19 protein-coding genes and 1 pseudogene are annotated in these 24,382 nt (G+C 68.5%); 7 read left to right on the forward strand and 13 right to left on the reverse strand.

From position 1 onward, the window contains the following. Positions 1–250: 250 nt before the first annotated feature. Positions 251–1,513, forward strand: coding sequence for an ISL3 family transposase (locus tag D5S19_RS11060; RefSeq protein ID WP_120023269.1), 1,263 nt, complete (start codon positions 251–253; stop codon positions 1,511–1,513). Positions 1,514–1,868: 355 nt separating this feature from the next. Here D5S19_RS11060 and D5S19_RS31640 read toward each other — a convergent pair whose 3' ends face one another. After that, entirely contained in the window at positions 1,869–2,201 is a 333-nt protein-coding gene (locus D5S19_RS31640; RefSeq protein WP_147397368.1) for a hypothetical protein, read from the reverse strand. Positions 2,202–2,205: 4 nt separating this feature from the next. Beyond that, entirely contained in the window at positions 2,206–8,505 is a 6,300-nt protein-coding gene (locus tag D5S19_RS11070; RefSeq protein WP_233573825.1) for a PA14 domain-containing protein, read from the reverse strand. A 318-nt stretch (positions 8,506–8,823) separates the two neighbouring features. On the opposite strand from D5S19_RS11070, the gene D5S19_RS11075 reads away from it, so the two are divergent. After that, positions 8,824–10,431 (forward strand): DUF2079 domain-containing protein, encoded by a 1,608-nt coding sequence (locus D5S19_RS11075; protein ID WP_233573826.1) that lies wholly within the window; start codon positions 8,824–8,826, stop codon positions 10,429–10,431. 147 nt (positions 10,432–10,578) lie between these two features. On the opposite strand, the gene D5S19_RS11080 is transcribed toward D5S19_RS11075, so the two are convergent. The 10 genes from D5S19_RS11080 to mftA form a co-directional block, all read right to left on the reverse strand. Then, positions 10,579–11,394, reverse strand: a complete 816-nt coding sequence (locus D5S19_RS11080) for a vWA domain-containing protein (protein WP_233573827.1) — start codon at positions 11,392–11,394, stop codon at positions 10,579–10,581. Positions 11,395–11,504: 110 nt separating this feature from the next. Then, positions 11,505–12,428: an AAA family ATPase gene (locus D5S19_RS11085; protein ID WP_120023272.1), complete on the reverse strand. Its 924-nt coding sequence runs from the start codon at positions 12,426–12,428 to the stop codon at positions 11,505–11,507. Next, complete coding sequence (locus D5S19_RS11090) at positions 12,425–13,546, reverse strand: NDMA-dependent alcohol dehydrogenase (protein WP_120023273.1); 1,122 nt, start codon at positions 13,544–13,546, stop codon at positions 12,425–12,427. Before D5S19_RS11090 ends, D5S19_RS11085 begins: the two co-directional genes overlap by 4 nt. Before the next feature lie 458 nt (positions 13,547–14,004). Further along, positions 14,005–15,192 (reverse strand): pre-mycofactocin synthase MftD, encoded by a 1,188-nt coding sequence (mftD, locus tag D5S19_RS11095; RefSeq protein WP_120023274.1) that lies wholly within the window; start codon positions 15,190–15,192, stop codon positions 14,005–14,007. Next, positions 15,189–16,607, reverse strand: coding sequence for a mycofactocin biosynthesis glycosyltransferase MftF (gene mftF, locus D5S19_RS11100; protein ID WP_120023275.1), 1,419 nt, complete (start codon positions 16,605–16,607; stop codon positions 15,189–15,191). The genes mftD and mftF overlap by 4 nt, the downstream gene beginning before the upstream one ends. Then, complete coding sequence (locus D5S19_RS11105; RefSeq protein WP_120023333.1) at positions 16,604–17,398, reverse strand: mycofactocin-coupled SDR family oxidoreductase; 795 nt, start codon at positions 17,396–17,398, stop codon at positions 16,604–16,606. Before D5S19_RS11105 ends, mftF begins: the two co-directional genes overlap by 4 nt. Then, complete coding sequence (mftE, locus tag D5S19_RS11110) at positions 17,395–18,075, reverse strand: mycofactocin biosynthesis peptidyl-dipeptidase MftE (RefSeq protein WP_120023334.1); 681 nt, start codon at positions 18,073–18,075, stop codon at positions 17,395–17,397. Before mftE ends, D5S19_RS11105 begins: the two co-directional genes overlap by 4 nt. Positions 18,076–18,080: 5 nt before the next feature. Then, positions 18,081–19,265: a mycofactocin radical SAM maturase gene (mftC, locus tag D5S19_RS11115; RefSeq protein WP_120023276.1), complete on the reverse strand. Its 1,185-nt coding sequence runs from the start codon at positions 19,263–19,265 to the stop codon at positions 18,081–18,083. Then, the gene (gene mftB, locus D5S19_RS11120) at positions 19,265–19,564 is read right to left on the reverse strand and encodes a mycofactocin biosynthesis chaperone MftB (protein ID WP_120023277.1); all 300 of its coding nucleotides are present in this window, start codon (positions 19,562–19,564) and stop codon (positions 19,265–19,267) included. Before mftB ends, mftC begins: the two co-directional genes overlap by 1 nt. Beyond that, positions 19,554–19,670 (reverse strand): mycofactocin precursor MftA, encoded by a 117-nt coding sequence (gene mftA / locus D5S19_RS11125; RefSeq protein WP_120023278.1) that lies wholly within the window; start codon positions 19,668–19,670, stop codon positions 19,554–19,556. The genes mftB and mftA overlap by 11 nt, the downstream gene beginning before the upstream one ends. Before the next feature lie 107 nt (positions 19,671–19,777). Here mftA and mftR point away from each other — a divergent pair, with 107 nt between their 5' ends. Then, positions 19,778–20,398 (forward strand): mycofactocin system transcriptional regulator, encoded by a 621-nt coding sequence (mftR, locus tag D5S19_RS11130; RefSeq protein WP_120023279.1) that lies wholly within the window; start codon positions 19,778–19,780, stop codon positions 20,396–20,398. A 274-nt stretch (positions 20,399–20,672) separates the two neighbouring features. Here mftR and D5S19_RS11135 read toward each other — a convergent pair whose 3' ends face one another. Then, positions 20,673–21,137, reverse strand: a complete 465-nt coding sequence (locus tag D5S19_RS11135; protein ID WP_120023280.1) for a DUF5994 family protein — start codon at positions 21,135–21,137, stop codon at positions 20,673–20,675. An 873-nt stretch (positions 21,138–22,010) separates the two neighbouring features. On the opposite strand from D5S19_RS11135, the gene D5S19_RS11140 reads away from it, so the two are divergent. The 4 genes and pseudogenes from D5S19_RS11140 (at position 22,011) to D5S19_RS32450 (ending at position 24,366) form a co-directional block, all read left to right on the forward strand. Next, complete coding sequence (locus D5S19_RS11140; RefSeq protein WP_120023281.1) at positions 22,011–23,063, forward strand: fatty acid desaturase family protein; 1,053 nt, start codon at positions 22,011–22,013, stop codon at positions 23,061–23,063. A gap of 390 nt (positions 23,064–23,453) precedes the next feature. Further along, positions 23,454–24,005, forward strand: a complete 552-nt coding sequence (locus D5S19_RS11145; RefSeq protein WP_233573828.1) for an SPFH domain-containing protein — start codon at positions 23,454–23,456, stop codon at positions 24,003–24,005. After that, positions 24,005–24,157 (forward strand): annotated as a pseudogene (locus D5S19_RS32445) (RGCVC family protein); the annotation flags it as partial. The gene D5S19_RS11145 and the pseudogene D5S19_RS32445, both read left to right, overlap by 1 nt. A 47-nt stretch (positions 24,158–24,204) precedes the next feature. Next, positions 24,205–24,366, forward strand: coding sequence for a DUF6307 family protein (locus D5S19_RS32450; protein ID WP_199730447.1), 162 nt, complete (start codon positions 24,205–24,207; stop codon positions 24,364–24,366). The last annotated feature ends 16 nt before the right edge of the window (positions 24,367–24,382 follow it).

The following is a 24,382-nucleotide window of genomic DNA, read 5'->3' on the forward strand; positions in this document are numbered from 1 at the left end:
GAAAACTTCACACCGACTACCGCCGCCCCTACTCCACCTACCGCGACGCCTACGACGCCACGCGCGGACTGTTCTTCTTCTCAATAGCCTGGGGTTTTGAATAACGCTCACTCATCAAACGCAGATACAGCAAATTTTGGGCTCTTCTGCCGTACGGGTGGGTGGGATTTCATGATCGATTAGGGCGCACGCCGTGCCGCGTCTACGTTTCTGACTTGCGAAGGTTAGGAACGATCATGGACGGGACGGTGTGCGCCCTACGAGACTATTACGGGACCTGTTGGGGGTCCAGGACATGGTGGTCGAGTCGACTCATCAGGAGATCTCCGAGGAGGACAGCCGGTGGGAGCTGATCATGCATGTCCGGCCGAGAGCCGGGCAGCGTGGCCGGTGTTCACGTTGCCGACGGCGGTGCGTGGGCTATGACCGGCGTGGGCAGGCGCGCCGGTGGCGGAGCCTGGACTGGGGCACCACCATGGTGCGCCTGGAAGCCGAGGTCACCCGGGTGTCGTGTCCCGAGCACGGGGTCATCGTCGCGCATGTGCCGTGGGCACGCCCGAAAGCCCGCCATACCTATGCCTTCGAGGACACCGTTGCGTGGTGGACCGCCCGCGCCGCGGCGTCGGTGGTGGCGGAGTTCCTGCGCACCACCCGGCGGGCGGTGCAGGCCATCGTGGAGCGAGTCGTGACCGAGCGGGCCGGGCAGACCGATCCGCTGGCGGGGCTGCGCCGTATCGGGATCGACGAAATCGCCTACCGCAAAGGTCAGCGGTATCTCACCTGCGTGATCGATCACGACACCGGCCGGCTGGTGCAGGCGGCCGAGGGCCGTAACTCCGACACGATAGACAAGTTCTTCGACGCCCTCGGCGAGCAACGCACGAAAGAACTGACCCACGTGCCGGCCGATGGCGCCGAGTGGATCCACGGTCCGGTGAAGATCAGGGCGCCTCACGTGGTGCTATGCCTCGACCCGTTTCACGTGATCCAGTGGGCCACGAACGCCGTCGGCAAGGTACGCCGCGGACTATGGAACACCCTGCGAGAGAACGGAAACACCGGCCAGGCCAGCGATGTCAACCGAACCCGCTGGGCCGTTCTCAAGAACCCCGAGGACCTCACCGGCGAACAGCGCACCACGCTCGCGGCTATCGCGAAGACCAACAACCGGCTCTACCGCGCCTACCTGCTCAAGGAGCAGCTCCGCGCTGTATTCGCCGCACGCGGCAAAACCGGACGGGCACTGCTCGCCGGATGGCTCACCTGGGCCGCACGCTGCCGCATACCCGAATTCGTCAAGCTGGCCAAGGCCATCCAACGCTACCGGTCACTCATCCGCAACACCCTCGACCACGGACTATCCAACGCCCGCAGCGAATCCACCAACACACACCTCAGGGTCCTCACCCGACGGGCCTACGGATTCCGCTCACCACAAGCACTCATCACCCTGGCCATGCTCACCCGAAGCCGCCTCTGCCCACCACTACCCACACGATCCACAAAGGACTGACACCAAACTCACCCACACCTACGGCAGTAGATCCGAATTTTGCTTCCAGCTCCACGAGCATTGACCATTACTCGAACTCTTCCTTCCGATCGGACTGAACAGGTTTGCCTAAAACCTGCCAGCTCGTTGCAGATTTTCTTTAATCAATGCCTTGTTTACCAGGCGGTAAACGTCCTTCCCCTTGGCCGAAACAATGCCGCCAACCTTGCCTCGAACGCGAATCTTCTTCCCCGTTGCCCCAATCCGCTTGGACAAGCGTATCCCCCTGTCGCGCGTAATCCCTGAGGTCAATCGCCAACCCATCCCTGCTTCCAAATCCAGCGACAGGGCGCCACTCAAAGTCAACGACAGTGGATCAAACTTCGTCGAAGACTTGCCCGCGCACCGCGACTTCCTGATCACCATCCAGCCAACGCAGGTCAAAAATCTCACCATACCACTCAAGCCTGCCGGATTCGAGTTCAGAGCGAGCGCTGACCGTGCCCGGATCAGATCGGTCCTCGTAGCGCCATCCTGAAGGCTCCTCCGCATCCATCCTCGCGAATACCATGTCGACGTAAACCACTGGACGAGGCTTCGACTCAACAATCTCAGGAACAGTCACGGCAAGATAACCCGCAAATAATTCTCCCGAGAAAACCGCCGCTATCCGACCGTCGAACGGAAGACTCTCTGTACCGGATTTCATTTCCCTACCGACCTCGCCGATGATTCACATGATAATTGTTGCGATACTTGGTGCCAGCCAGTCCGGATTCAAAATTTGACTGCCAACCACGCCTTCCCTTGAACTCAGGGGAACGGTACTGCCTATGCTTGCTTCTGGATACCCAACGCACACTACCACGTTTCGTCACAGTCTTCGTGGCTCTGAAACCTACCCAAATCCGACCAGCAACCTTCGACTGGCGGAAAGTCGCGTGGACACCCTTGTAGAACTGACCGCGCGTACGCTTCGCGGCCTTGAGCACGTTCCCTACTCCGCGTACGAACTTCGCCGCCTTATAGATACCTACTGCGGCCGTAGCAATCCCCGCGGTGACTGCACCTGCGGCGTACATCGCCATGCGTCCCCAGTTTCCCTGGACCGCGTTGCCGACTGCCGCAACGCCGCTCGCGATGGCGCCGATCGGGCCAGGCACCCACTCCGACACAACCTCCGCAACGTGCGTCACCGCGTTGACAGCGGCGCTGAGCCACCCCCACATCCGCCCGTCGAGGTCGGTTGCATTGATGGGATCCCCGGCCACGTAGTCGTAATCGTTGGCAGAACCGCCCTCCACCGGATCGACCGACAGGAACCGCCCCAGCAACGGGCTGTACGGCCGGGCTCCCATCTGCACCAGTGACAACGCACCAGCATGCTCGAACGGCCGCTGAAACTGACCCAGCCAGCCGTAATCCATCGAACCCGGCGAATTGTCCGGCACGTGCTGCGGATCGACCGAGCCTGACGGAGCCAGCGGCTGACCGTACGGATCGTAAGATCGCAGATCACCGACCTGATGACCCGCAACATCAGTGGAAAGAACAAGATCACCACGGACAGAGGGATGATCGAAGCTCGGAGCGAAAGTCCCATCGTTACCGAGCTTGCTGGTGTAGAGCACGCCGCCGGGAAGCGAGAGCGACAAGGACGTGAGACGGTTGTCCGCACTCAGCGTCAGATCAGGCGTGTCGCCATCACCAGTGAAGCCATAGCGAACGACGGTGTTGTTGTCGCAATCACGAGGATCACGACGGACAATGCGGTTGGTCGCGTCGCGGGTGTACGCGACGTCCGCGTTCTGCGTGGCGTTCGGGCCGGTGGTGCGGGCGCCGGTGTTGCGGTCGGAGCCGTCCCAGGTGAGGGTGGTGGTGGCGCCGTCGGCGGATTTCCAGCTGGTGGTGTTGCCGTCGGCGTCGTAGGTGAATCCGGTTAGTGCGGTGGCGCCTTCGGTGGCCAGGAGCCGGTCGGCGGCGTCGTAGCAGTAGCGGGTTTCCGCGGTGCCGGAGGTGGTTTGGTCGAGCAGGCGCATCCGGTTGGTGTTGAGGCCGGCATTCGCTCGGGTGCCGGTGGGGCAGGTCGCGGACGCGGTGGCGGTGTAGTCGTAGGTGTAGTGGTGGCCGGTGGCGTAGGCCTCGGTGAGGCGTCCCGCGCCGTCGTAGGCATAGTTGGGGGCGTTGGGGCGGGCGTCGTTGCCGCCGAGCGACTCGTCGACGATTGTGCCTGCCGCGGTGCGGGCGACCTGGGATACGACGTGCTTGTCGTCGCTGGTCTTCCAGTCCAGTGACAGGGGCCGGGCGGCGTTGTCCTTGCCGAGCGCGCTGAGGCTGGTGCCATTGGCATAGCTGACCGAGGCGAGTTCACCGGCGGTGTCGTAGGCAACAGTGGCGAGCACGGTGCCGTCGAGCTTCTGAGTCTGGACGCGGCCGGCGTCGTCGTAGGTGGAGGTCAGTGTGCGGGGAGCGTCATGGGGCGGAGCGACAGTGCTCGATGCGACGCGTCCGGCCTGATCGTAGCTGGTCGCGGTGCGGACACCGTTGACGTCGGTGTACGCGACATCGCGGCCGAGCAGATCGACGGTGGTGGTGATGGTGCCCTTGTCATCGGCAACCGAACTGGTAAGCGGATCACCGCCGACCGCGTAGGTGTGCGTGACCACCCGCGCCGGCGACGTGGCCGACGCCGGGACCCGCTCCTCGACGGGCCGATCGCGGCTGTCATAAGTGGTGCAGGTCCAGCCACCACCGGTGGCCTCGGCGACCACTCGGCCCGTCGCGTCGTAGACCTGCTCATCGACTCGGGCCGGGCCGGTCGCCGGGGTGGTCGAGGTGACGAGTTTCGCCAGGCCGCCTTGGTGTACCGGAGTGCTGTCCGGCACGCAGGGGTTGGCGCGAGCCTCGGTGTCGCCGTAGTAGGCGTAGGCGGTCTTCGCGCCGGTGGCCATGGTTTTGGCGGTCTTGCGCAGGTAGCCGGTTCCAGGAGCCTCATGCGCGACGGAGCCGTTGATCTTCAGCGCGGCGGGATTGCCCTGGCCGGAGGTGGCCAGGCCGTAGACGGGGTCGAGGCCGTTCTCGTCGAACCGGGTAGTGCCGACCTTGTCCGGGACGCCGTCCGATTCCAACGCGGTTGTCGAGGTTTTCAGGCCATAGCGGGGACGCAGTGCGGTTCCCGGTACGAGTTCTTCGGCTTTGCCGGGTGCGATCCAGTTGAGGTCGAGTTTGGCGTAGCCGCCGTTGTCGTAGTAGTCGATGCGGATTTTCTTGACCTGGCCGGCGGCGTCGCTGTGGACGGTTGCTTCGCGCCAGGCGGGGTTGCTGATCTGCCAGTAGTCCATGACGAGCTGGTCGTCGATCCACATGCGGATGCCGTCGTCGACGTTCGCGCGCAGCCTGTAATCGCCGGCGGCGGGGAAAACGAGGTCGCCGGTCAGCCGCAGCGAGAACGAGTCCGCGCTCAGTCCGGGGACGACATCGTTGCTGTACTCCCATGGGCTTTTGACGCTGCCATCGGCCGGGCCGATCCCGGTACGCCAGACTTTCGGCACACCGGACAGGGTCGGATTGTCGTAGTACGCCGCGGCCAGGCCGTTGATGTTCTCGTCGTAGCCGGTGTGGCCGTGCGACATCCCGCAGGTACCGTTGGGTTGCCGGCCGGTGAAACACGCCGCGGGAGCGGGGCCGTAGGAGTCGGTGGGCCGGTCGGCGTAGTCGTAAGCCGTCGTCGCCTTTCGGCCTGCGGGATCTGTTGTGGACAGTGGCAGGTCATTGGGGCCCCATTCCTGCAGCGACGTCTTGCCTGCCGCGTCCGTTGTGGACAATGTACGGTCGGCGTCGTCGTAGGTAACCTTGCCGGAGAATCCGACCGCCGGGTTCAGGCCCGCAGTGTCGGTGTAGGTGGTGCGGTTGGCGGGGTCGTAGCGGTAGGTCGTCTTCGGTCGCGGCTGTCCGGGTGCGGGGGCGGGTTCGGTGACGTTGGTGGCCTGGGTTTTGCCGTTCTGGTCGGCGTAGCCGATGGTGGTGTAGTAGTCGATCAGGTTCCGGCTCGCGGGGTCGGCGGCGACCCAGTCCGCGGCGAGCGGGCTGCGGATGGCGGTGACGCGGCCGCCTTCGTCGTAGAGGTAGTCGTTGTTCTCCGCCCCGGGGTCTTCGATCCGGGCGATGCGGCCTTGGACGTACCAGAGGAACGTCTGGCTTCCGTCCCAATAGGACACTCGGCAGAGCATCTGCGACGGTGCCACGGCGTCCGCCCCGGCCGGCACGCTGGTGCCGCCGTAGCAGTCATCGCCGGCGCGGTTGTAGTGCAGCGTGTGCGCACGACCGGACACCGGGTCCTTGATCTGGGTCAGCCGTGCCGGGGTGCCGGTGTAGATGTTCTGCAGTGCGGCGGGTTTGCGTGAATCGACGGCCGAGGCTTGGGTGTCGAGTTTGCCGTCGGCGCGGAAGGTGAACACGTCGCCGCCGTCGTGGAGGGTGACGCGGCCGCCGGTGTCCAACGCAAGGACGCCGTCTTCATTGTCGGGCGGGGTGTAGCCGCCGGTGCTCTTCTTGGTCCAGGTGTGCTTGGCGCCGGTGGCGTCGGTGAGCACAATGTTCTGGTCGGTGACTTTGGCTTCGGTGTAGCTGGAGCCGTCGCCGTCCAGGTCGGCCGAGAGCGTCCAGCCTTGCGGAAGCGCGGGCAGGTCGTTGGTGAACAGCCAGTCCGCCGGGACGATCTGCGGCGCGACGGTGGTGTTGTCGGTGGTACGGACGAACAGCCGCATCTTCGCCGCGCCGGTGGCTTCGGCGTTCTCGACCTTGATCGGCACCCGCTGACCCGCGGTCAGGGTGACGTTGGTGGATTCGGTCCAGTTGACGTCGCTGGGGACACCGACGTCGTAGACCTTCGCGCCATTGACCCACACGACCGCGCTGTTGTCGTGTACGCCGGCGAACTGGTAGGTCCCCGCCACCGGTGCCTGGAAGAAGCCTTCCCAGCGGGTGACGAACCAGTCCGCGGGCAATGCGGGCGGGAACGGCGAGTCGGTGCCCCAGTCGACGTTGACCTGCGGTTCGGTGCGCACCAGCACCGGCTGCTGGGCGTCGCTGATCAAGCCGTTATGCGACAGATCGGCGAAGTAGGAAGCCTTGAGGCCCTTGGTTTCCCGCTGCTGGGAATTGAACGTGAAGTTCAGCCCCGCGTTGCCGCCCACGGTGGTGAACGTCGGGGTCTGCTGCGACAGCGATGCGTTGCCGTTGGCCAGGTTCACCGTCACCGGGCCCGCGTCGTCGGTCGGGGACGGACCATGGTCACCGATGCGCTGGTCGACCTTCAGATGCCCCACCCAGGTCGGGGTGATCATGGTGGCACCACTGAACGTCATCGCCTGCCACGTGTAGGCGACACCGTCCTGCAACACCCCCGCCGGCACAGTCCAGAACGGGTCAGGCAGGCACCCGGACTCGACCACCACCCCGGACTTCGCGTCCGAACCCGTCGCGACCCGGAAGCAGTACTTGACCGCGTCACCGTCCGGGTCGGTGACCGGCTTGACCGACAGAGTCGGGGTCAGCGTGGTGACGACCGAGTTGTCCGCCGGGGCGACCAACGTCGTGGCGGGAGCGGGGCTGCCGGAGTCGACGGTGAGGGTGGCGTTGAGGTTCTTGTAGGTCCAGGTGCCCGGGTTCTCCGCGCCAAGCATCATGAAGAACACCGAGCCGTCGCGGGCGTTGACGCGGTCGCGGATGAAGCTCGTGAGGCCCTCGCCGGCGAAACTGCCGACGTCGCCGACGAGTGCGCTGGTCATGTAGCCGCCGACGGCGTTGAAGTCGAATCCCGAGGCGTGGTAGAGGTTCGCGTTCCAGGTCTTGACCGAACCCACGACGCTGGTGTTGCGGGTCAGGTCCATCCGCGCGCCGACGACGGTCTTACCGAACAACGGCGCATAATCCATGCGGAACACGCTGCGGTTGTAAGTGTCACCCCTGGCCTGGCTGTTACCGATCCGCAGGCCACACGCGTCGCAATCGGTGCCGTCGGAGCGGTAGGAGTGCGACTCGGTCACACCAAAAGTGAACGTCGGGTCGACCGACACCGGGAACACCCGCGCGGGATCGCGCAACCAGGCCGGGTCGACCGCGACCGTCAGCCACCACTCGCCGCCGGTCCGCGCAAGCGCGTAAGTGCCACCGGTCACCGCCGGAGCCGTCTCACCCTTGCCCGCCGAATCCCACGTCTCCAGCGGCGGCAGCACGATCTTCGCGGCACCGGAAGAGTCCGCGAGCGTGACCGAGCCGTTCTTCTCCAGCCTCGGCGTCAATCCGCCGGTGTCGAGCTTGAACCGCCACGAAGAGCGGCCGTCGGCGGGCGGGCGCTTGAGCTTGATGGTCTCCTTCACCGCGCCTGGGGTGACCTCGTACTCCAGATCCGTGCCCGCAGCGACCTCGGGATAGGTCACCGAGCCGCCCTTCACCACACCCTGCGCGGGAGCGGCCTGATCCAGCGCGAGACTCGCCGTGTGCCCAGCCGACTCCACCTGCAACACCGCGGGATCATCCGCCTTCGACGCCAGTGACGGGCTCAACGGATGCTGGTCCGCGTCGGACCGTTTGGTCGCCGGGTCGGCCTTCAACGTCGTATCGACCGGCTGCCACACACCCTTGGCGTCCTGCACGTTCAGCGGCTGACTGGACTGCCGCACCGACCGCGTACCGTCCGGGTTCTCATACTCGGTCGCGAACATCGACCACGACACCGGCTTCGAGCGCCGCGGATCGAAATGCGTCCCCGCCCCACCATCCAAACGCGACTGCCCGGAGAAATCCGCCGTCGAGGGCTTCGACAATTGCGGAACTCGTAGCGGAACCGACGGCAACAACGGAAGATCATGGGGCGCAACCCGTTCCGGCTCGGCTGCCCGCGCCGGGGGCGCGACCGCCTCCATTCCCCCGGCCAGCAGTACCGCGATCACCAGCACCAGCACGGCCCGGAGCGCTCCGCTCGCCTGGACAGCACACGACAACCGACGCACAGCCAGTCCCTCCCCTGGCACGGGCCCACGCCCGCGCCACCCGAACACGGAGCACGGTGGCGCTCCGCGAACCCAGCCGTGGCACCACAAGAGCACCGACCGGTCCGCCCGGAAAGCCTCGTCTTTCCGAGCTTGCGAAGATCGCATCGGTGAAACCACACAGCAGCGTTACAGCGTTTGCGTGAGGCGAAGATCACGCTTGCCGAGTGCACAAAAGGACGGTAGAAAATCCGATTCGAAGCCCTGGCGAGCTCGTCCGGGACATCCCCGGGCGGACGGCGCCCGGACTCGGCCAGGGAGATCCCTTTGCTCGCGACAGTGCCCGCCACCGCTGCCCGATCCGGCAGACACGGCACCACCGCGGTCCTCGCGGTGGCCGGAGCGATCCCGGCTCTGCTGGCGCTGCTGGCGGCGTGGCGGGCGCCGCGGATCCACGTGCTGCTCGACTACTGGCACGTCCTGGCGAGAATCACCGACGACGGAGGGAACCTGCTGTTCGGGCAGGTGTTCGCTTACCACCTGGATCAGCCGTTCGTCCTCCCGTCGCTGCTGTTCTACGCCGACGCGGCCTGGTTCGGCGGCGACAACCGGATGCTGACCGTCCTCTCTGTCGCCCTCGTCGGCGGTATCGTCGCCTGCCTGCACTCGATGCTGCCGAAGTCCCTTCCAGTGCAAGGTAAACTCGCACTCACCGTCGGGTTCTCCTGGCTGCTGTTCACCTCCCACGCCGCCGAGATCTGGCTGCAGGGAACCAACGGGATCAGCTGGATCCCGGCGGTGTTCTTCAGTTCGCTGGCGGTATCCCGGGCACACCAGGGTCGCGTGTGGACAGCCGCGATCGCATCCGCGTTGGCGTGCCTCAGCTTCGGCGCCGGACTACCGGTTCTTTTCGTCGTCGCAATCGTTTTCCGGCTGCGTGGCCAGCGCACCGCGACGCTCGGTTTCGCTGCTGCCGGTGCCGTCGTCATCGCCGGATGGCTGCTCACCAAACCGGTCGGACAGCAGTCCCTGGCCACCTCGGCGTTCGACCCCGACGGACGGCTGTCCGTCATCCTCGCCGCGCTCGGTGGCCTGTGGTCCGGCGACCTCGCCGTCGCCGCGATCATCGCCGGAGCGATCACCCTGGCGCTGCTGGCTTTGCTGTCCACCACTCTGCACGCGCAACCGCAAGCCTCCGGATGGATCGGGCTCGGTTGCTACAGCCTGGCTCTCGCCGTCCTCATCGGACTCGGCCGTACCAGCAGTCAGGTCCCCGGCGGCAACGTCGGGCTCATCAGCCGATACGTCGTCATCGCCGCGCTCGCCACCAGTGCCCTGCTCGTCCTCATCACCCTCTACCGTCCACAATGGCCATTGCGGGCACTGGTCGTCACCGTCGTCGCCGTCTCGCTGGCCACCCACGCCATCGGCGCCACCAAGGCCGACAACGCCCGCCGCGGCTATGCCCCACTCGCCCTCACCGCGATCGCCTTGCGCGTCGACGCTCCTGCTGTCCTCAACCAACTCCACATCCAGCGCGACGTCATCCCAGCCGCCCGTGCGCTCGGCGCCTACCCCTTCGACCCCGAATTCACCCTCGGCTGCCACGGCCACGAACTCGGCGACTCCCTCCGGACTGCCGACGCCACCGACCTCCCCGGCCCCGACGCCACCGGTGATACCCACGGCACCGTCACCACCGGCCGCGTCACCGGCGATGCCCTCATCACCGGCTGGGCCACCATCAACGCCACCAGCCCCGACTGCATTCTGCTGGCCGACGCCACGGGGACCATCACCGGCGGCGGCATCACCGGGCTCCCGTCCACCGCGCCCGGCCTCCCGGACGGAACGACCTGGCATGCCACCGCCCGCCCCGGTAACGAGCCCCTCACGGTCTACGCCGAGAAGGACCACCACCTCTACCGGATCACCAGTGGCGGGTAGCCAGTTCACCACGCAGCTTCGGAACACGCGAAGACCAGGTGCGCTACTGCGGTCTCGATCGAGAATCCCTCGATACTTCCGTCGCAAAAGACCTTCCGGCTGTCGCTGGGTAAACGGCGAAGAGGCTCCAGGATGCCAGACACCCGCTCACGACCGGTCAAGCAACTCCGCCAACGCCGCAGGCGCCGCCGCTGGCCCCGGCAACGGACGCCACCGCGCACCGGTCCGCCGCGCGAAACCAGCCGCCTCCGCGCAGTCGTCGGCCGGGGCCAGGATCACCAGCTCCGCGCAAGAACGCGCAGCTGGCAAGGGATCCTCGTCGTCGGTGGCGCGGCAGTCCGAGAGGAGTACGACCACCCGCCGCGCTGCGCGGGAGGTGGCCAACTGGCGGGAAGCCTCTCGTAGGGCGGTGGCGAGGGCGGTGACGCCGTGTCCACGCAAGCCGAGGACCGAATCGACGACGTCCGCGCGGCTGCGTACAGACCACAGTGGACGGATGACCTCGGCCTTGCGGGCGAACGAGACCACCGCGTGCTCGCCGGGTGACCGCCAAGCGCAGGCGGCGGCGGTGAGTGCGGCCGAGGCAAGGCGACGGCCGGTCATCGAGCCGCTGGTGTCGATCAGCAGGCACAGCGCGACTTCCGGGCGTCCCCACTGCCGGGCGATCAGCTCGTCGATACGCGGCGGACGTCTGTCCACAGTGGCGTCGAGTAGCGCGGGCAACGAAGCGTCCAGGTCGAGTTCGCCGCCCTGTTCGGCGTTGACTCGGCGCAACCGGCCGACGCCGCGGCTGCGGACAGCGCCGCGGCGGGCGAGGTCGAGCACCAGGCGGGTCGCCAGACGACGTGCGGCGGCGCGGAGCTTTTCGTCGGTCGCCAAGGACATTTCGACCAGTAAGGACACTGCCTGGTCGGGATCTTCGCGGAGGACGGTGTCGAAAGCGGTTTCGTCCAGCGCGCCCACCTCGGGGGAGACTTCGCCGAACCGTGGCTGCTTGGCCAGTTCGGACCGCGAAGTGCTGCGACGGCCTGGGCTTGGACGGCGACGTGCTGCGGAGCCCGCCCGAGGCGGGCTCAGGCTTCCCCCGGCGCGTCACCACCGGACGACTCGGGTTTGGCGCCGAAAACGGCGGTGTACAGCTCTTCGAGCACCGATTCGGGAGTGCGCCCGCAGCCCTCCCGCACGGTGATCCGGCCGGACAACGCGACCAGCGCGGCGTCGAAGCCGGTCTGCCATCCGGTCGGCGACGCACCGCGGATCCTGGCCAGCGACACCGCGACCCGCACGAGGTCGATCGCGCCGCGCACCGAGGAGCCGACGCGCAGATCGTCGTGTGCACGCGTGCGGCGCACCAGGTCCACGACCTGCGCACGCCACGCCGCGGGCACCTCCGCCCCGCGCCGCGCGACGATCTCGTCCTCCTCGCCGGCGCTCTGGTACCCCATGACGATCCGGCAGACCCGGTCGTAGACCGCCGCCGAGATCCGCGCGGTGCCGATCGCGTCGAACGGGTTCATCGCGGCGACCAGCCGGAACCCCGGCGCGGCGGGCACCCGGCCGAGCCGGGGCACGTGCAGCTCACCCTCCGACATCACGGTGATCAGCACGTTGAGCGTCTCCTCCGGGACCCGGTTCACCTCCTCCACGTAGAGCAATCCGCCCGAGCGCAGCGCTTCGGCCAGCGGACCGTCCACAAAGGTCTCCGCGGAATACCCCTTCGCGAGCACCTGCGACGGGTCGAAATGGCCGATCAGCCGCGCGGGGGTCAGCTCGGCATTGCCTTCCACGAACACGAACTCGGCGTCGCCCGCCGACGCGATGGCCCGCAGCAGCGTGGTCTTCCCGGTGCCCGGCGGCCCTTCGAGCACGACGTGCGCACCCGCGTCGAGCCCGGCGAGCAGCAGCTCGATCTCCCGCCCCCGCCCGACGACCGCGCCCGCGAAGGACGCGGGGCCGGGCACCGCGACCGGCCCCGCCACCGCGTGCAGTCCGCTCACGCCGCGTCGTGCACGAGGACCCCGCGCACGTTGCGGCCCTCGAGCAGATCGTCGTAACCCTGGTTGACTTCCTCCAGGGTGTAGGTGCGGGTGATGATCTCGTCCAGCTTCAGGTCACCGTTGCGGTACAGCCCAAGGATCTTCGGGATGTCCACGGTCGGGTTGCAGTCGCCGAACAGCGAACCCTTCACCGTCTTCTTGAACAGGGTGAGGATCGACCCGGGCAGCGTCACGTTGTTCACCGAGAGCTTGTTGAGCCCGGTCAGCACGACCGTGCCGGCCTTGCCGGTCGCGTTGAACGCGCCGGTCACGATCTCCTCGGTGACCAGGCCCGCGGTGACGATGGTCTTGTCCGCGCCGTTGCCGTTGGTGAACGACTGCGCCAGCTCCATCGCCTCCTCCGGGGTGGCCACGGCGTGCGTGGCGCCCAGCTCCATCGCCTTCTCCCGCTTGTTCTCCAGCGGGTCCAGCGCGATCACGTTCTTCGCGCCGGCGTAACGCGCGCCCTGTACGGCGTTGATGCCGATCCCGCCGACACCGGACACGATCACGGTCTCGCCGGGCTGCACGTCCGCGGCGTTGACCGCCGAACCCCATCCGGTGGGCACCCCGCAGCCGACCAGCACCGCCTTGTCCAGCGGCAGGTCGTCGTCCACCTTGACGGCGGAGTTCTGGTGGATCACCGAGTACCGGCTGAATGTGCCGAGCATGCACATCGCCCCGTACTCCCGAACCGCGCCGGGGCCGCTGAACGGGAATCGCGGGCCGGGCAGGTAACCCTCCAGGATCGTGGCGCCCATGTCGCAAATGGCCTGCTGCCCGGTGGAGCACCACCGGCAGGTGCCGCAGTTCGGGATGAACGAGCACACCACGTGGTCCCCCGGCTTGACCCGGGTGACGCCGGGACCGACGTCCTCGACGATGCCCGCGCCCTCGTGCCCGAGCACCATCGGCAGCCGGGCTTCGAGATCGCCGTACGCGATGTGCACATCGGAGTGGCACAGCCCGGCGTGCGTGTAGCGGATCAGCACCTCCCCCTGCTGCGGGCCGTCGAGTTCCAGCTCGACGATCTCGATGGGCTTGCCGACCTCGTAGACGACCGCTGCTTTGGTCTTCATCTGGTGAACTCCTTTGTCGGATAAGGCATTTTGGCGTGGGTTTACCTCACAATGCGATGTTGACGGCCTTCGTCTGGGGTGTACAGGTCGAGCACCCCGGCTCCGAGTTCGCGGCCCCGGCCTGACTGTTTGTAAACCGCCGAACGGCAGGTCGGCCGGCAGCACCGACAGCCGGGTGCCCGCCAGCTGCTCGGTGAGACGGGCGAGCACCGGCCGTGCGGCCACGATCAGACGGCTGCGGGGATCCACGTCGGACACCGAGATCACCCCGGGATCGAGATCGAGGGGCACCCCGAAGAGCCGGGACCGATGCCACGAGTCCGCGATCTGCGTGCGCATCAGCGGGTCCCGATCCGGCGGCCGCACGAGTGACACAGCTCCTCCCGCCTTCGGACGCCGACGTCCGAACAATCGACCCTACCTCCGCCGCCACGGCTGGGCCAGCCCCGCGCGGGGGCTCAGGAAGCCACCGCCTGATCCCCCAGCTCGACGCCGAACCCCTGGGGGACAACAAGATCGTTCCGGCTCAGCTCGTGCACACTGCGCTTGCCCAGCGCCAGCAGCGTGGAGTCGATGCCGTTGCGCAGGACGTCGAGCACGTTCTCCACGCCGGCCTGGCCACCAGCGGCAAGGCCCCACAGGTAGGCGCGGCCGATCAGCACCGCGCGGGCGCCGAGTGCGAGGGCCTTCACCACGTCGCTGCCGCGCCGGATCCCGCCGTCGAGCAGGACCTCCACCTGGTCGCCGACGGCATCGGCGATCGCGGGCAGCGCGCGGATGGTCGCCGGGGTGCCGTCCAGGTTGTTGCCGCCGTGGTTGGACACCGAGATCGCGCTGACCCCGGCGTCGACCGCCCGGCGGGCCTCGTCGACCCGGATCACGCCCTTGAGCAGGAACGGCCCGTCCCACTGCGCGCGCAGCCACCGCACGTCCTCCCACGAGGGCGGCGGGGTCTGCATCCACTGCCCGTAGGCGCCGAAGAACGTCGGCGCGGGCTCGCCCGGCTGCGCCATGTTCGGCACGCTCAGGTCCGGCAGCCTGCGCGTCTTGACGTAATCCAGCAGCCACCGCGGGTGCGTCGCGCCCTCCGGGGCGAACCGCAGCAGCTCGCGGAAACTGAGCCGTTCGGGGATGTGCGGGCTGCCCCAGTCCCGGCTGTGGGAAAACGACCAGTCGAGGGTGAGGATGATCCCGACGGCCCCGGCCGTGCGGGCACGTTCCAGGCGCCGCAGGATGTCCTCGCGGCTGCCGGTCCAGTAGACCTGGAAGTAGGTGTTCGGATTCGCCGCGACGACCTCCTCGATCGGCTTGCTGCCAAAGGAGGACAGGCCCATCGAGGTACCCCGCGCAGCCGCGGCGCGCGCCACCGCCACCTCGCCATCGGGGTGCACGGCCTGGACGCCGGTCGGCGAGATCAGCACCGGAAGCGCGATGTCGCGGCCGAGCACATGCGTGCCCAGCGCGCGTTCGGCCGCGTGCCCCGCGGTGCGAGGGGCGTAGCGCAGTTCGTCGAACGCGGCCAGATTGTCGTTGAGCGTCAAGCCTTTCTCCGAGCCGGCGATCAGCGCGGAGTACACCGAGCGGGGAAGACGTTTCTTCGCGCGGCGCTGTGCCTCCGCGATGGACTCGAACCAGGTGTTGCTCATCGTTTTCCCTTCGGATCGAACCGCGGCGAACGCCGGACGAGCGCCGGGCGCAGCGGCGTCGCGGTGCGGTGGGTCAGGCAGCCGGACCAGACACCGGCGCCGTAGGCGAGGTCGTCCGCGACCGCGGCGGCGGTGTAGCGGATCGGATCGAGCGCGGGCCGGGTCTTGACCCACGCGGTCAGCGGCGGGCCGAGCAGCAGCGAGGCGAGCGCCGCGCGACGGCCCCACTTCCGCCGTCCGCCCGGGATCATCAACGCGGCCAGCAACGGCGCGGCGTACTGCGTGCCGTACCGGCCGCAACCGAGCCAGGTCTGTTCGACGGCGGTCGCCGTCGTGCGCGCCACGTCCCGGGTGGGGACGTCGTGCGCCTTGAGCAGCCGGGCCGTGCTGCTCGCCGCCCCGCCGAACGCCAACGCGGCGAGCAGCGGACGACGGGCGAGCAAGGCCGCGACGGTGAGCGTGGGCCACGGGTGCAATCCCAGTGGCGCCAACGATTTCGGGTGACGCACGGACAACGGCGCGGCCGACGTGCCGTAACGGGCGCGACGACCGAGCAGCGCCCGCCAGGTGGCCGGTTCGTGGTGGTCGACGTGGATGTCCGGCGCGTACCGGATCCGATGCCCCGCAGCGTGGAGACGCCAGACGAGGTCGACGTCCTCCCCGACCCGCAACCGCTCGTCGAAGGCCCCGACGGACCGCAGCGCGCAGACGCGGGCAACGAGCGCGGCGGTCGGCACGTAGGAGGTGCGGCCACCAGGCAGCACACGGGCGGGACGGTCGCCGAGGTCGAGGCTGCTTGCCGCCCGGGTGTAGCGGCCCGCCCAGGTGCCTTCGGCGAGCGCACGCACGCGCGGCGCGACGGCGGCGACCATCGGGTCGGCGAAGTGGGCGGCAAGCCGTCCGGTCCAGTCTTCGGTGGGCACGCAATCGCTGTCCAGGAAAGCGACCAGCTCGGTGCCGACGTGCTCCAGCGCGGAGTTTCGGGCGGCTCCGGGACCACCGTTGACGTCACGCCGCACCAGTTTCGCACCGTACTTCGCCGCGACGGCCGCCACTTCCGCGGCGTCGGCGGAGGCGTCGTCGACGACGAGCACCGGGTGCCGTCCGTCGAGCGCGGCGAGGCAACGTTCCAGGAGCACGGCCCGGTCGTGCACCGGAATCACCACGGTGACGTCCGGCTCCCCAGGCTCCGGCGGGACCGGGTGTGCGAGCCCGGCGTCCGTGAGCTGACGGGCGAGCACCCCCGCGGCGGGCGATGCCACCGGGCCGTCTGCGAGTTCCTGCCAGGCCCGCCGACCGGCTTCGGTCAGCCGCAGAACGCGGGCCGGGGCTCCGCCGTACCAGAGCATCTCGGTCAGCTGCCGCGTTTCGCGGTCCAGCTGGATGCGAAAGCCCTGGGGCAGTGGTGGTTTCACAGCGCCAGCCCCCCGTCGACCGGCACCACGGCACCGGTCATCGCGCTGCTGCCCGGCCCCGCCAGGAACTCCAGCACCGCGGCGACCTCGTCTGGATCGAGCACCCGCCGCATCGGCTGTTGCGCGGCGAACGCGGCTGCGTCCGACAAGTCGTACAGCCGGGCGCTCTCCTCGAGAATCGGGGTATCGGTGGAACCGGGGCTCACCGCGTTCGCAGTCACCCCGGAATCGCCCAGCTCCACCCCGAGTGCGTGGATCAGCCCGGCGACGCCCGCTTTCGCCGCGCAGTACGCGGCCAGCATCGGCAACCCGCGGGTGGCCGCCGCGGAAGCGATCGCGAGGAACCGCCCCGATCTCGGACGCGACCTGCGCAGCAAAGCGGGCACCGCGGCACGGGCGAGGTTCAGCACGCCGTTGAGATTCACTTCCAGCACCGCCCGTTCCTGATCCGGCGGCACCTCCCACAACGGCACCCCACCGGCGATCACCCCGGCCGCGGCGACCGCCACATCCAGCCCGCCCCACCGGTTTTCCGCCTCGGCCACCGCGTCCGCGACCGCCGCCGGGTCCCGGACGTCCGCGACGAATTCCCCGATCTCCGGCGAATGTTCCCGCGCGGCACGCACCACGGCGGCCAGCTCGTCCGCGCCACCCATCGGATACGGCAGCGCCGGATCGTCCGAGGCACGATCCACCGCGAGCACGGCGTACCCCTGCCGGGCCAGCCGCAGCACCGTCGCGGCCCCGATCCCCCGCGCCGCACCGGTGATGAGCGCGACCCGCGCGGTCATCGCGGACACCAACCGTCCACTTGGGACACCAAGGCCACGGTGAGCACGGTCAGCAGCTCCTCACCCTCCGCCGCGTTCGCCCCGGTCGGATCGCCGAGCACGCCGTTGTCGCTCACCGCACGCACTCCTCCCTCGCGCAGCAACGGCAGCACCTCGCCGAGCGGCCGCCGATCCCCCGGCTCGGCACAGTCCATTTCGACCACACCTGGCCGCAACGCCAGCTGCATCGCGGTTTCCGGCCGCCCGGCGTGCGGATCCCCTTGCCAGCGCGGCTGATACACCTCGACGTCCCGAGACTCCGCACGCAGCCGCGCGACCGCCCGCGCGAGCGGCCCGGTGTTGCCTCCGTGCGCGGAAACGAACAGCAGGTGCCGGAACGTCTCGCCCGCCGAACGGCCGAGTTCCAGCACCAGCAGCTCCGTCGCGGCCTGGCCGATCGACAGTGTCCCGGCGAACCCGGCATGCTCACCGCTGGAGCCGTACGGCACCGGCGGCGCCACCAGCACGTCCGACCGGATTGCGGCCAGCCGTTCACACAACGCGACGGCCAGATCGGTGTCCGTGCTCAGCGGCAGATGCGGGCCGTGCTGTTCGGTCGCCCCGATCGGCACGGCCAGGATCGCCCCGTCCGCCGCACGCTGGGCGACGGACGGCCACGTCGCATCCGCCAGCCGCACACCGGTCACCGCCCCGGCGGCGTGAACCCGGCGAGCGGGTTCTCGTCGCACGCCCGGTCCGGCGGGCGGCGCATCCCGATGGTCACCGGCACCGGCGCACGCTTGCGGTGCGAATGGTCCAGCGACGGCTTCGGCGCACTGCCCGCGGCGACCCCGGCCAACGCGAGTTCCCCGTGCCCACGCACGCATTCCGGGTCCGGCCCGTCCAGCGGGAGACCGGTGAAGAACTTCGCGGCCATGCACCCGCCCCGGCAGGCGTCGTAGGCCGAGCACGAAGTGCAGGCGCCACCGCCCTGCGGGTTGCGCAGCTGCGCGAACAGCTCGGATTCCCGCCACACGCCGGTGAATCCGCCCTCGGACCGGATGTTCCCGGCGAGGAAGGTGTCGTGAATGGCGAACGGGCAGGCGTAGACGTCGCCGACCGGATCGACCAGGCACACCACCCGCCCAGCACCGCACAGGTTCAGGCCCGGCAGCCCGCCGTCGCCGTAACCGGCGAGGTGGAAGAACGAATCGCCGGTGAGCACGTTGTCCCCGTTGGCCACCAGCCAGTCGTAGAGCTCCCGCTGCTGGGCGGCCGTCGGGTGCAACTCGTCCCACACGTCCGCGCCACGGCCGGACGGGCGCAGCCGGGTGATCCGCAGCTGCGCGCGATAGCGGTCCGCGATCGCCTTGAACGCGTCGAGCTGGCCCACGTTCTGCCGCGTGACCACCACGGAGATCTTGAAATTCTCGAAGCCCGCGGCGGAAAGCCGTTCCATCGCACGGATCGCGGTGGCGTACGAACCCGGGCCGCGGACGTGGTCGTTGACCTCCGCGGTCGCCCCGTCCAGCGAGATCTGGACGTCGACGTAATCACTGGCGGCCAGTCGCCGCGCGACCTCCTCGGTGATCTTGATCCCGTTGGTGGAGAACTTGACGCCGACCTGGTGCTCGGTGGCGTAGTCGACCAGCTCCCAGAAATCGGCGCGCACGGTGGGCTCGCCGCCGCCGATGTTCACGTAGAACACCTGCATGCGCTGGAACTCGTCGATCAGTGCCTTGCACTCGGCGGTGCTCAGCTCCCGCGGATCCCGCCGGCCCGAGGAGGACAGGCAGTGCACACAGGACAGATTGCAGGCGTAGGTCAGTTCCCAGGTCAGGCAGATGGGGGCGTCGAGCCCGTACTGGAATTCGTCCACAAGCGACATCAGGCACTCCTCGGCCGGATCATCCGCGACGCGGCCAGCGCGGCCAGCGCGCCGCGGTAGCGCGGCAGTTCCGGTGCGGTGATCCCGGCGCCGGCACAGGCGGCCCGCGCGCTCGGGTGCTCGGCCAGCGACCGCACCACGGTCAGCAGGCCGGGGCTCTTCAGGAAGGACAGCCGGCGGGTGCCGAAGTGGTACAGCAGCGCGCCGAACCGCTCCGGCCGGACGGCCACCCGTTCGTCCAGGCACCAAGCGGCGTCCAGGTCGAACGGGCGGACGGCCGCCGCGGTCTCAGTAGACACCGCACATCCCGTCGATCGAGACCTCCTCGACCAGCAGGTCCTCGGCCACCACGGCATCCTCGGCCTGCTCGGTACGCTCGGACGGCTCGGCGATTTGCTCGCTCATCGCGACTCCTCTGACACGTAGCGGATTTCGGCACAGCGTGTCGAATACAGGGAGAGTAACGTCACGTCGTGCCAGAAAACAAGGCCCAGGGACGGAACGACACTCGCATGACCGAACGCACCCCCGCCGCGGGCCGCCGCGGCCGGCCACCCGGCACGAGTGCCCGCGCGCTGGAGGTCATCGCCCTGCAGCTGTTCCACGAGCGCGGTTTCCACGCCACCACAGTGGACGACATCGCCTCCGCCGCCGGCGTCAGCCGCCGCACCTTTTTCCGGTACTACGAAACCAAATCCGACGTCCTGTGGAACGAGTTCGACGCCGAGGTCGCCGCACTGGAGAAGCTTCTCGCCGACACCTCCGACGAGCTGCCCCTGCTCGACGCCGTACGCGAGGCCGTGCTGGCCGCGAACCACTACCGCGCCGAGGACGTCCCCGAGCTGCGCATGCGGATGAACCTGATCAGCACGGTCGCCGAACTCGGCGCCAGCGCCGCGGTGCACTACGACGCATGGGAACGGGCAGTGAGCACCTACGTCGCCCGGCGCACCGGCCGGCCCGCGGATTCCCTGTACGCGCTCGCAGTGGGCCGTTCGGTACTCGCGGTGTGCCGCGCCGCCTACGAACGCTGGTCCGCCCGCGCCGACGCCGACCTCACCGTCTATCTCGACGCCGCGCTCCGCGCACTGGCCACCGGCTTCCAGGACGCCGGCGCCGAACCCCCGGCGTGAGGACTACCGCGGCTCTCCCCAATCCAGCAGCAGGCACCGCAGCACACCGGCCGGTTCTCCGATCCGGTCGTCCGCGGAGAGAAACGGTGTCAGTGTCTCTTGCGGACAGCTCAGCCCCGTGGGCCGGTCCAGCCGGAGAACGCGGTCCGGGCCGGAGCACGATACTCGCCTTGCGCACCCGGTAGCCGAGGGCCTGCGGCTGATGGTGACGTTCGGCCAAACCGGCGAAAAATCGAGCGGATGGGTGGGGCACCAGCCACCGCGGGACGGCCGTCTAGGACGAGGCGAGTACACCGTTGCGGGCAAGGATTTCCCATGCAGTCCCGATGCTTTCGTCGGCGGCCGCGGCTACCATAGCGCCGCGCGCGGCGACCGGATCAGCTTCCGGCGGGATCATCAGCAGCGTCACGTGGTGGATGCGCGGGCCGACCACGATGACCGTGTGCGGCTGAAGAATGGAGAAACCTGCCAGGCGCACCAGATCCGGCCCGTGGCGAAGCCGGGCAGGAGCGAGATCCCACGAGACCGGGTTGAACCCGATGCGGTCGACCCGCCCGGAACGCTCGGCCAGCGCGGTGACGAGGGCGCTGAATTCTGTGACCGGTTCCCGGGAGCGTGGCCACCAGGCGCCATCGAAGCAGCCCTTCAGGGCATCCGGTCCCTTGAGCCGCAAGCGACGGCCGACCGGCAACGAGTCGATGAGAGTACCCGCGGCATCGCCATGCGCAGTGAACATCATCGCAGTGTTCCCGCCCGGCCGGCCCGGGATCGTCCTGGTGGCGGATCCCCGCGGAGGCGGGCCGATACCGCCAGGCTACGCCGGAACCCGGTCTCGACGGCGGCGCTCACCGGCGAGATCCGCGGCTGCCGCGTGGCTGGCGCGGAATCGGCCGCTCGTCCGGCTCGCCGCCGACGGGAACCGGGGGTGGCCGGAACAACCCGCCGTAGCGGTCGCCCTCGGGGCGGGTCAGTGCACCGGGCCGGGGCTGGGCAACGGCCGGATGGCTGAACAACGGCTCTTCGACGGTTCTGATGAATTCTTCCTTTCCGCACGATGGGCAGGGCACAAGACGGGCCACGCCGCACCAACGCCATTTTTCCGGTTGGGCGCCAACGGCGGAGTGCGGACCCGGCCGGGCTGCTCTGCGGCATCATTGCCGCTGGGATGACGATGGTGTGCGTAGACCCGGCTACATGCCGTACTCCCGTCCCCGGCTCAGGTGGCCGGGATGAGAATCCGAGGACGGCGCGGGCTCGAATGCCCACACACGAAATGCTCTCGGACACCACTGACGGTACACCCTCAGGCCACTGACGTCGCCGCTTCTCCGGAACCGCGGTAGGGCGCAGGCTTGGTCCGGCGCGCTGGCGCCCCCCTGGCGGGTGTAGTGTCGGCGACATCTTCCCGCACCGGCAGCAACCGGACCTTGGCTGTCGTCGGAGGCCTGGGCACGGCCGAAGCTTCGCGGAGCCGTCGACCTGTCGTCGAGTGCCCACCTGGCGACGGAGCGGTTATGCGGATGCCAGTCTCCGATGCGTTCGCACGGAGCAGGATCCGTGCTCTGGCCTTGTCCCCGCCGGGCTCCCCCTGCCATCTGGTTAAGGATCCACTATGGACGAACGGAAAACCGTCGTAGCACCGGACATCGGACATCCGTCCGGCAGCGACTTCGCCGAGCTGTCGGCGCTGATGAAAGCGGCCGGGCTGTTCCGCCGACGGCCGGTGCACTACGCGCTGCGCATCGGGATCAGTGTCGCGGCGTTCGGCGGCGCGTGGGTGCTGCTCGCGCTCGGCGGGAAAAGCTGGTGGCAGGTGTGTACCGCGGTGCTGCTGGCGGTGGCCTACACCCAGTTGTCGTTTCTCGGCCACGACGCCGGGCACAAGCAGATCTTCCGCGGCCGCCGCGCCAACGACGTGATCGGGACCGGGCTGGCCGGGCTGGTCGGGATCAGCTACGGCTGGTGGGTCGGCAAGCACACCCGCCATCACGCCCACCCGAACGTCGACGGCGCCGACCCGGACATCGACATCCCAGCGCTGGCGTTCAGCACCGGGCAGAGCCGCACCAAAGCCGGTTTCCTGCGCTGGATGGCAAAATACCAGGCATTTCTCTTCTTTCCACTGCTGCTGCTGGAAGGTCTCGACCTGCACTGGTCCAGCATCAAGGCGGTATGGCGCGGCGATCTGCAACGTCGGCGGTTGGAGGCCGGCCTGCTGGCCGGGCATCTCGTCGTCTACCTCGCCGCGGTGTTCGTGTTGCTGCCGCCGGGAATCGCGTTCGTGTTCATCGCGGTCCACCACGCGGCCTGGGGCGTCTACATGGGCTGCTCGTTCGCACCCAACCACAAGGCCATGCCGCATCTGGAACCGGGCCACCGACTGGATTTCCTGCGCCGCCAGGTGCTGACCTCGCACAACGTGAAGGGTGGCCGGTGGATGACCTTCACGATGGGCGGGCTGAACTATCAGATCGAACACCACCTGTTCCCCAGCATCCCGATGGCCAGGCTGCGGCGAGCACAACCCCTGGTGCGGGATTTCTGCACGAAACGGGCAATCAGCTACAGCCAGGGCAGCCTCTTCCATACCTACGCCCAGGTGCTACGGCACCTGCACGAGGTCGGGGCACCGCTTCGCGCAGGCGCGAAAGAAACATCCGGATGACCGTCTCAGATCAGCGGGAAACCGCACCGGAAAACGAGCCTGCTGCAGCGCACCTGGCCTTGAAGCCGGCCGGTGCCGAGCGCGGGTACGCCGACGGCGGCCGGTGGCCGTGTCACCGGATCTCGCCGGGCAGCTCACCACGCCGCGCCGTTGATGGGGTCCGGATGCCTGATTGTGACCTTCGGCGATCCGGACCCGTGTAGTGTCGGTGGCGCCCGGGAGCATCCCGTGCGCAGGCGATCGAGCCGGCGCCATCCCCGGCGCCTCGTAGTTCGCCCGGTCTTCGCGCGCCACGTGGTCACGATCTCGGCACGCCGGTGTTCTCGCCTCCGGTAGTCGCCGAAGCCTGGAGCGTCATGACCGTTTCCGACCATCGCGGCCGTCGTCGCGGTGCAGTCCCTGCTGGCCACCACGGTGCGGATCGTCAAGCAGTACGAGCGCGGGGTCCTGTTCCGGCCCGGCCGGGTGGCCGGGGCGCGCGAGCCGAGGCTGCGGCTGATCGTCCCGGTCGTGGACGTGGTGCGCCGGATTCCGTTGCGGGTCATCATGATGCCAATCCAGTCCCAGGTCCTCATCAGCCGCGGCAACATGCGCATCGACGCGTCCGGGGTAGCGGACTTCCGGGTGCGGGAGGCGGTGAAATCGGCCGTCTCGATCGAGAACGTCCACGCCGCGATCGACCGGATCGCCCAGACCACGCTGCGCAAGGTCGGCATCAACACCGACATCCGGGGAATCCCCGACCTCGCCACCCTGCAGCCGCGCAATGCGCAGAGCCTCGTCGAACTCGGCGTGGACAAGAACATCACCGTGGTGTTCCCCGCGCTGTCGATGAGCACTATCTGCGACCCAGGTGCCTTTCCGTCCCGCGAGAACGCGGCCGCGGACCGACCGCCCGCATCGGTCGCCGTGTCGCCCACCGGCTCGCCGGCATCCGGGTGATGAGCGCCCCGGCGCCCATCACGCTCCGAGCCGAACTGCCGAGCACCGCCGCGGCACACGGCTGTCCCGTCTGTCCACACGAGACGGACGCGCACGACGCGATCGCAACCCGCTTCTGCGCCGCGACCGCGGCCGGCGAGTTGCGCCGCCGCTGCGCCTGTGCCGCAGGCAGCCGTCAAACCAGAAAAGAGGAACAACCATGGCCACCGAAATCGCCTTCATGTCGCGTTACGAACAACGGGTCGCCCAAGTACGGGACCTGCTCAGACACGACACTGAGCTCTCTGACACCGCCTGCCAGGCGCTGGCGGTGCGCCTGCTGCACCTGCTCGACGAAGCACCCGAACAGCTGCGGCGCTGACGCCCCGGCGCAGTAT

Origin of the sequence: Amycolatopsis panacis, assembly GCF_003600245.1 — a bacterium.
GTDB lineage: Bacteria > Actinomycetota > Actinomycetes > Mycobacteriales > Pseudonocardiaceae > Amycolatopsis > Amycolatopsis sulphurea.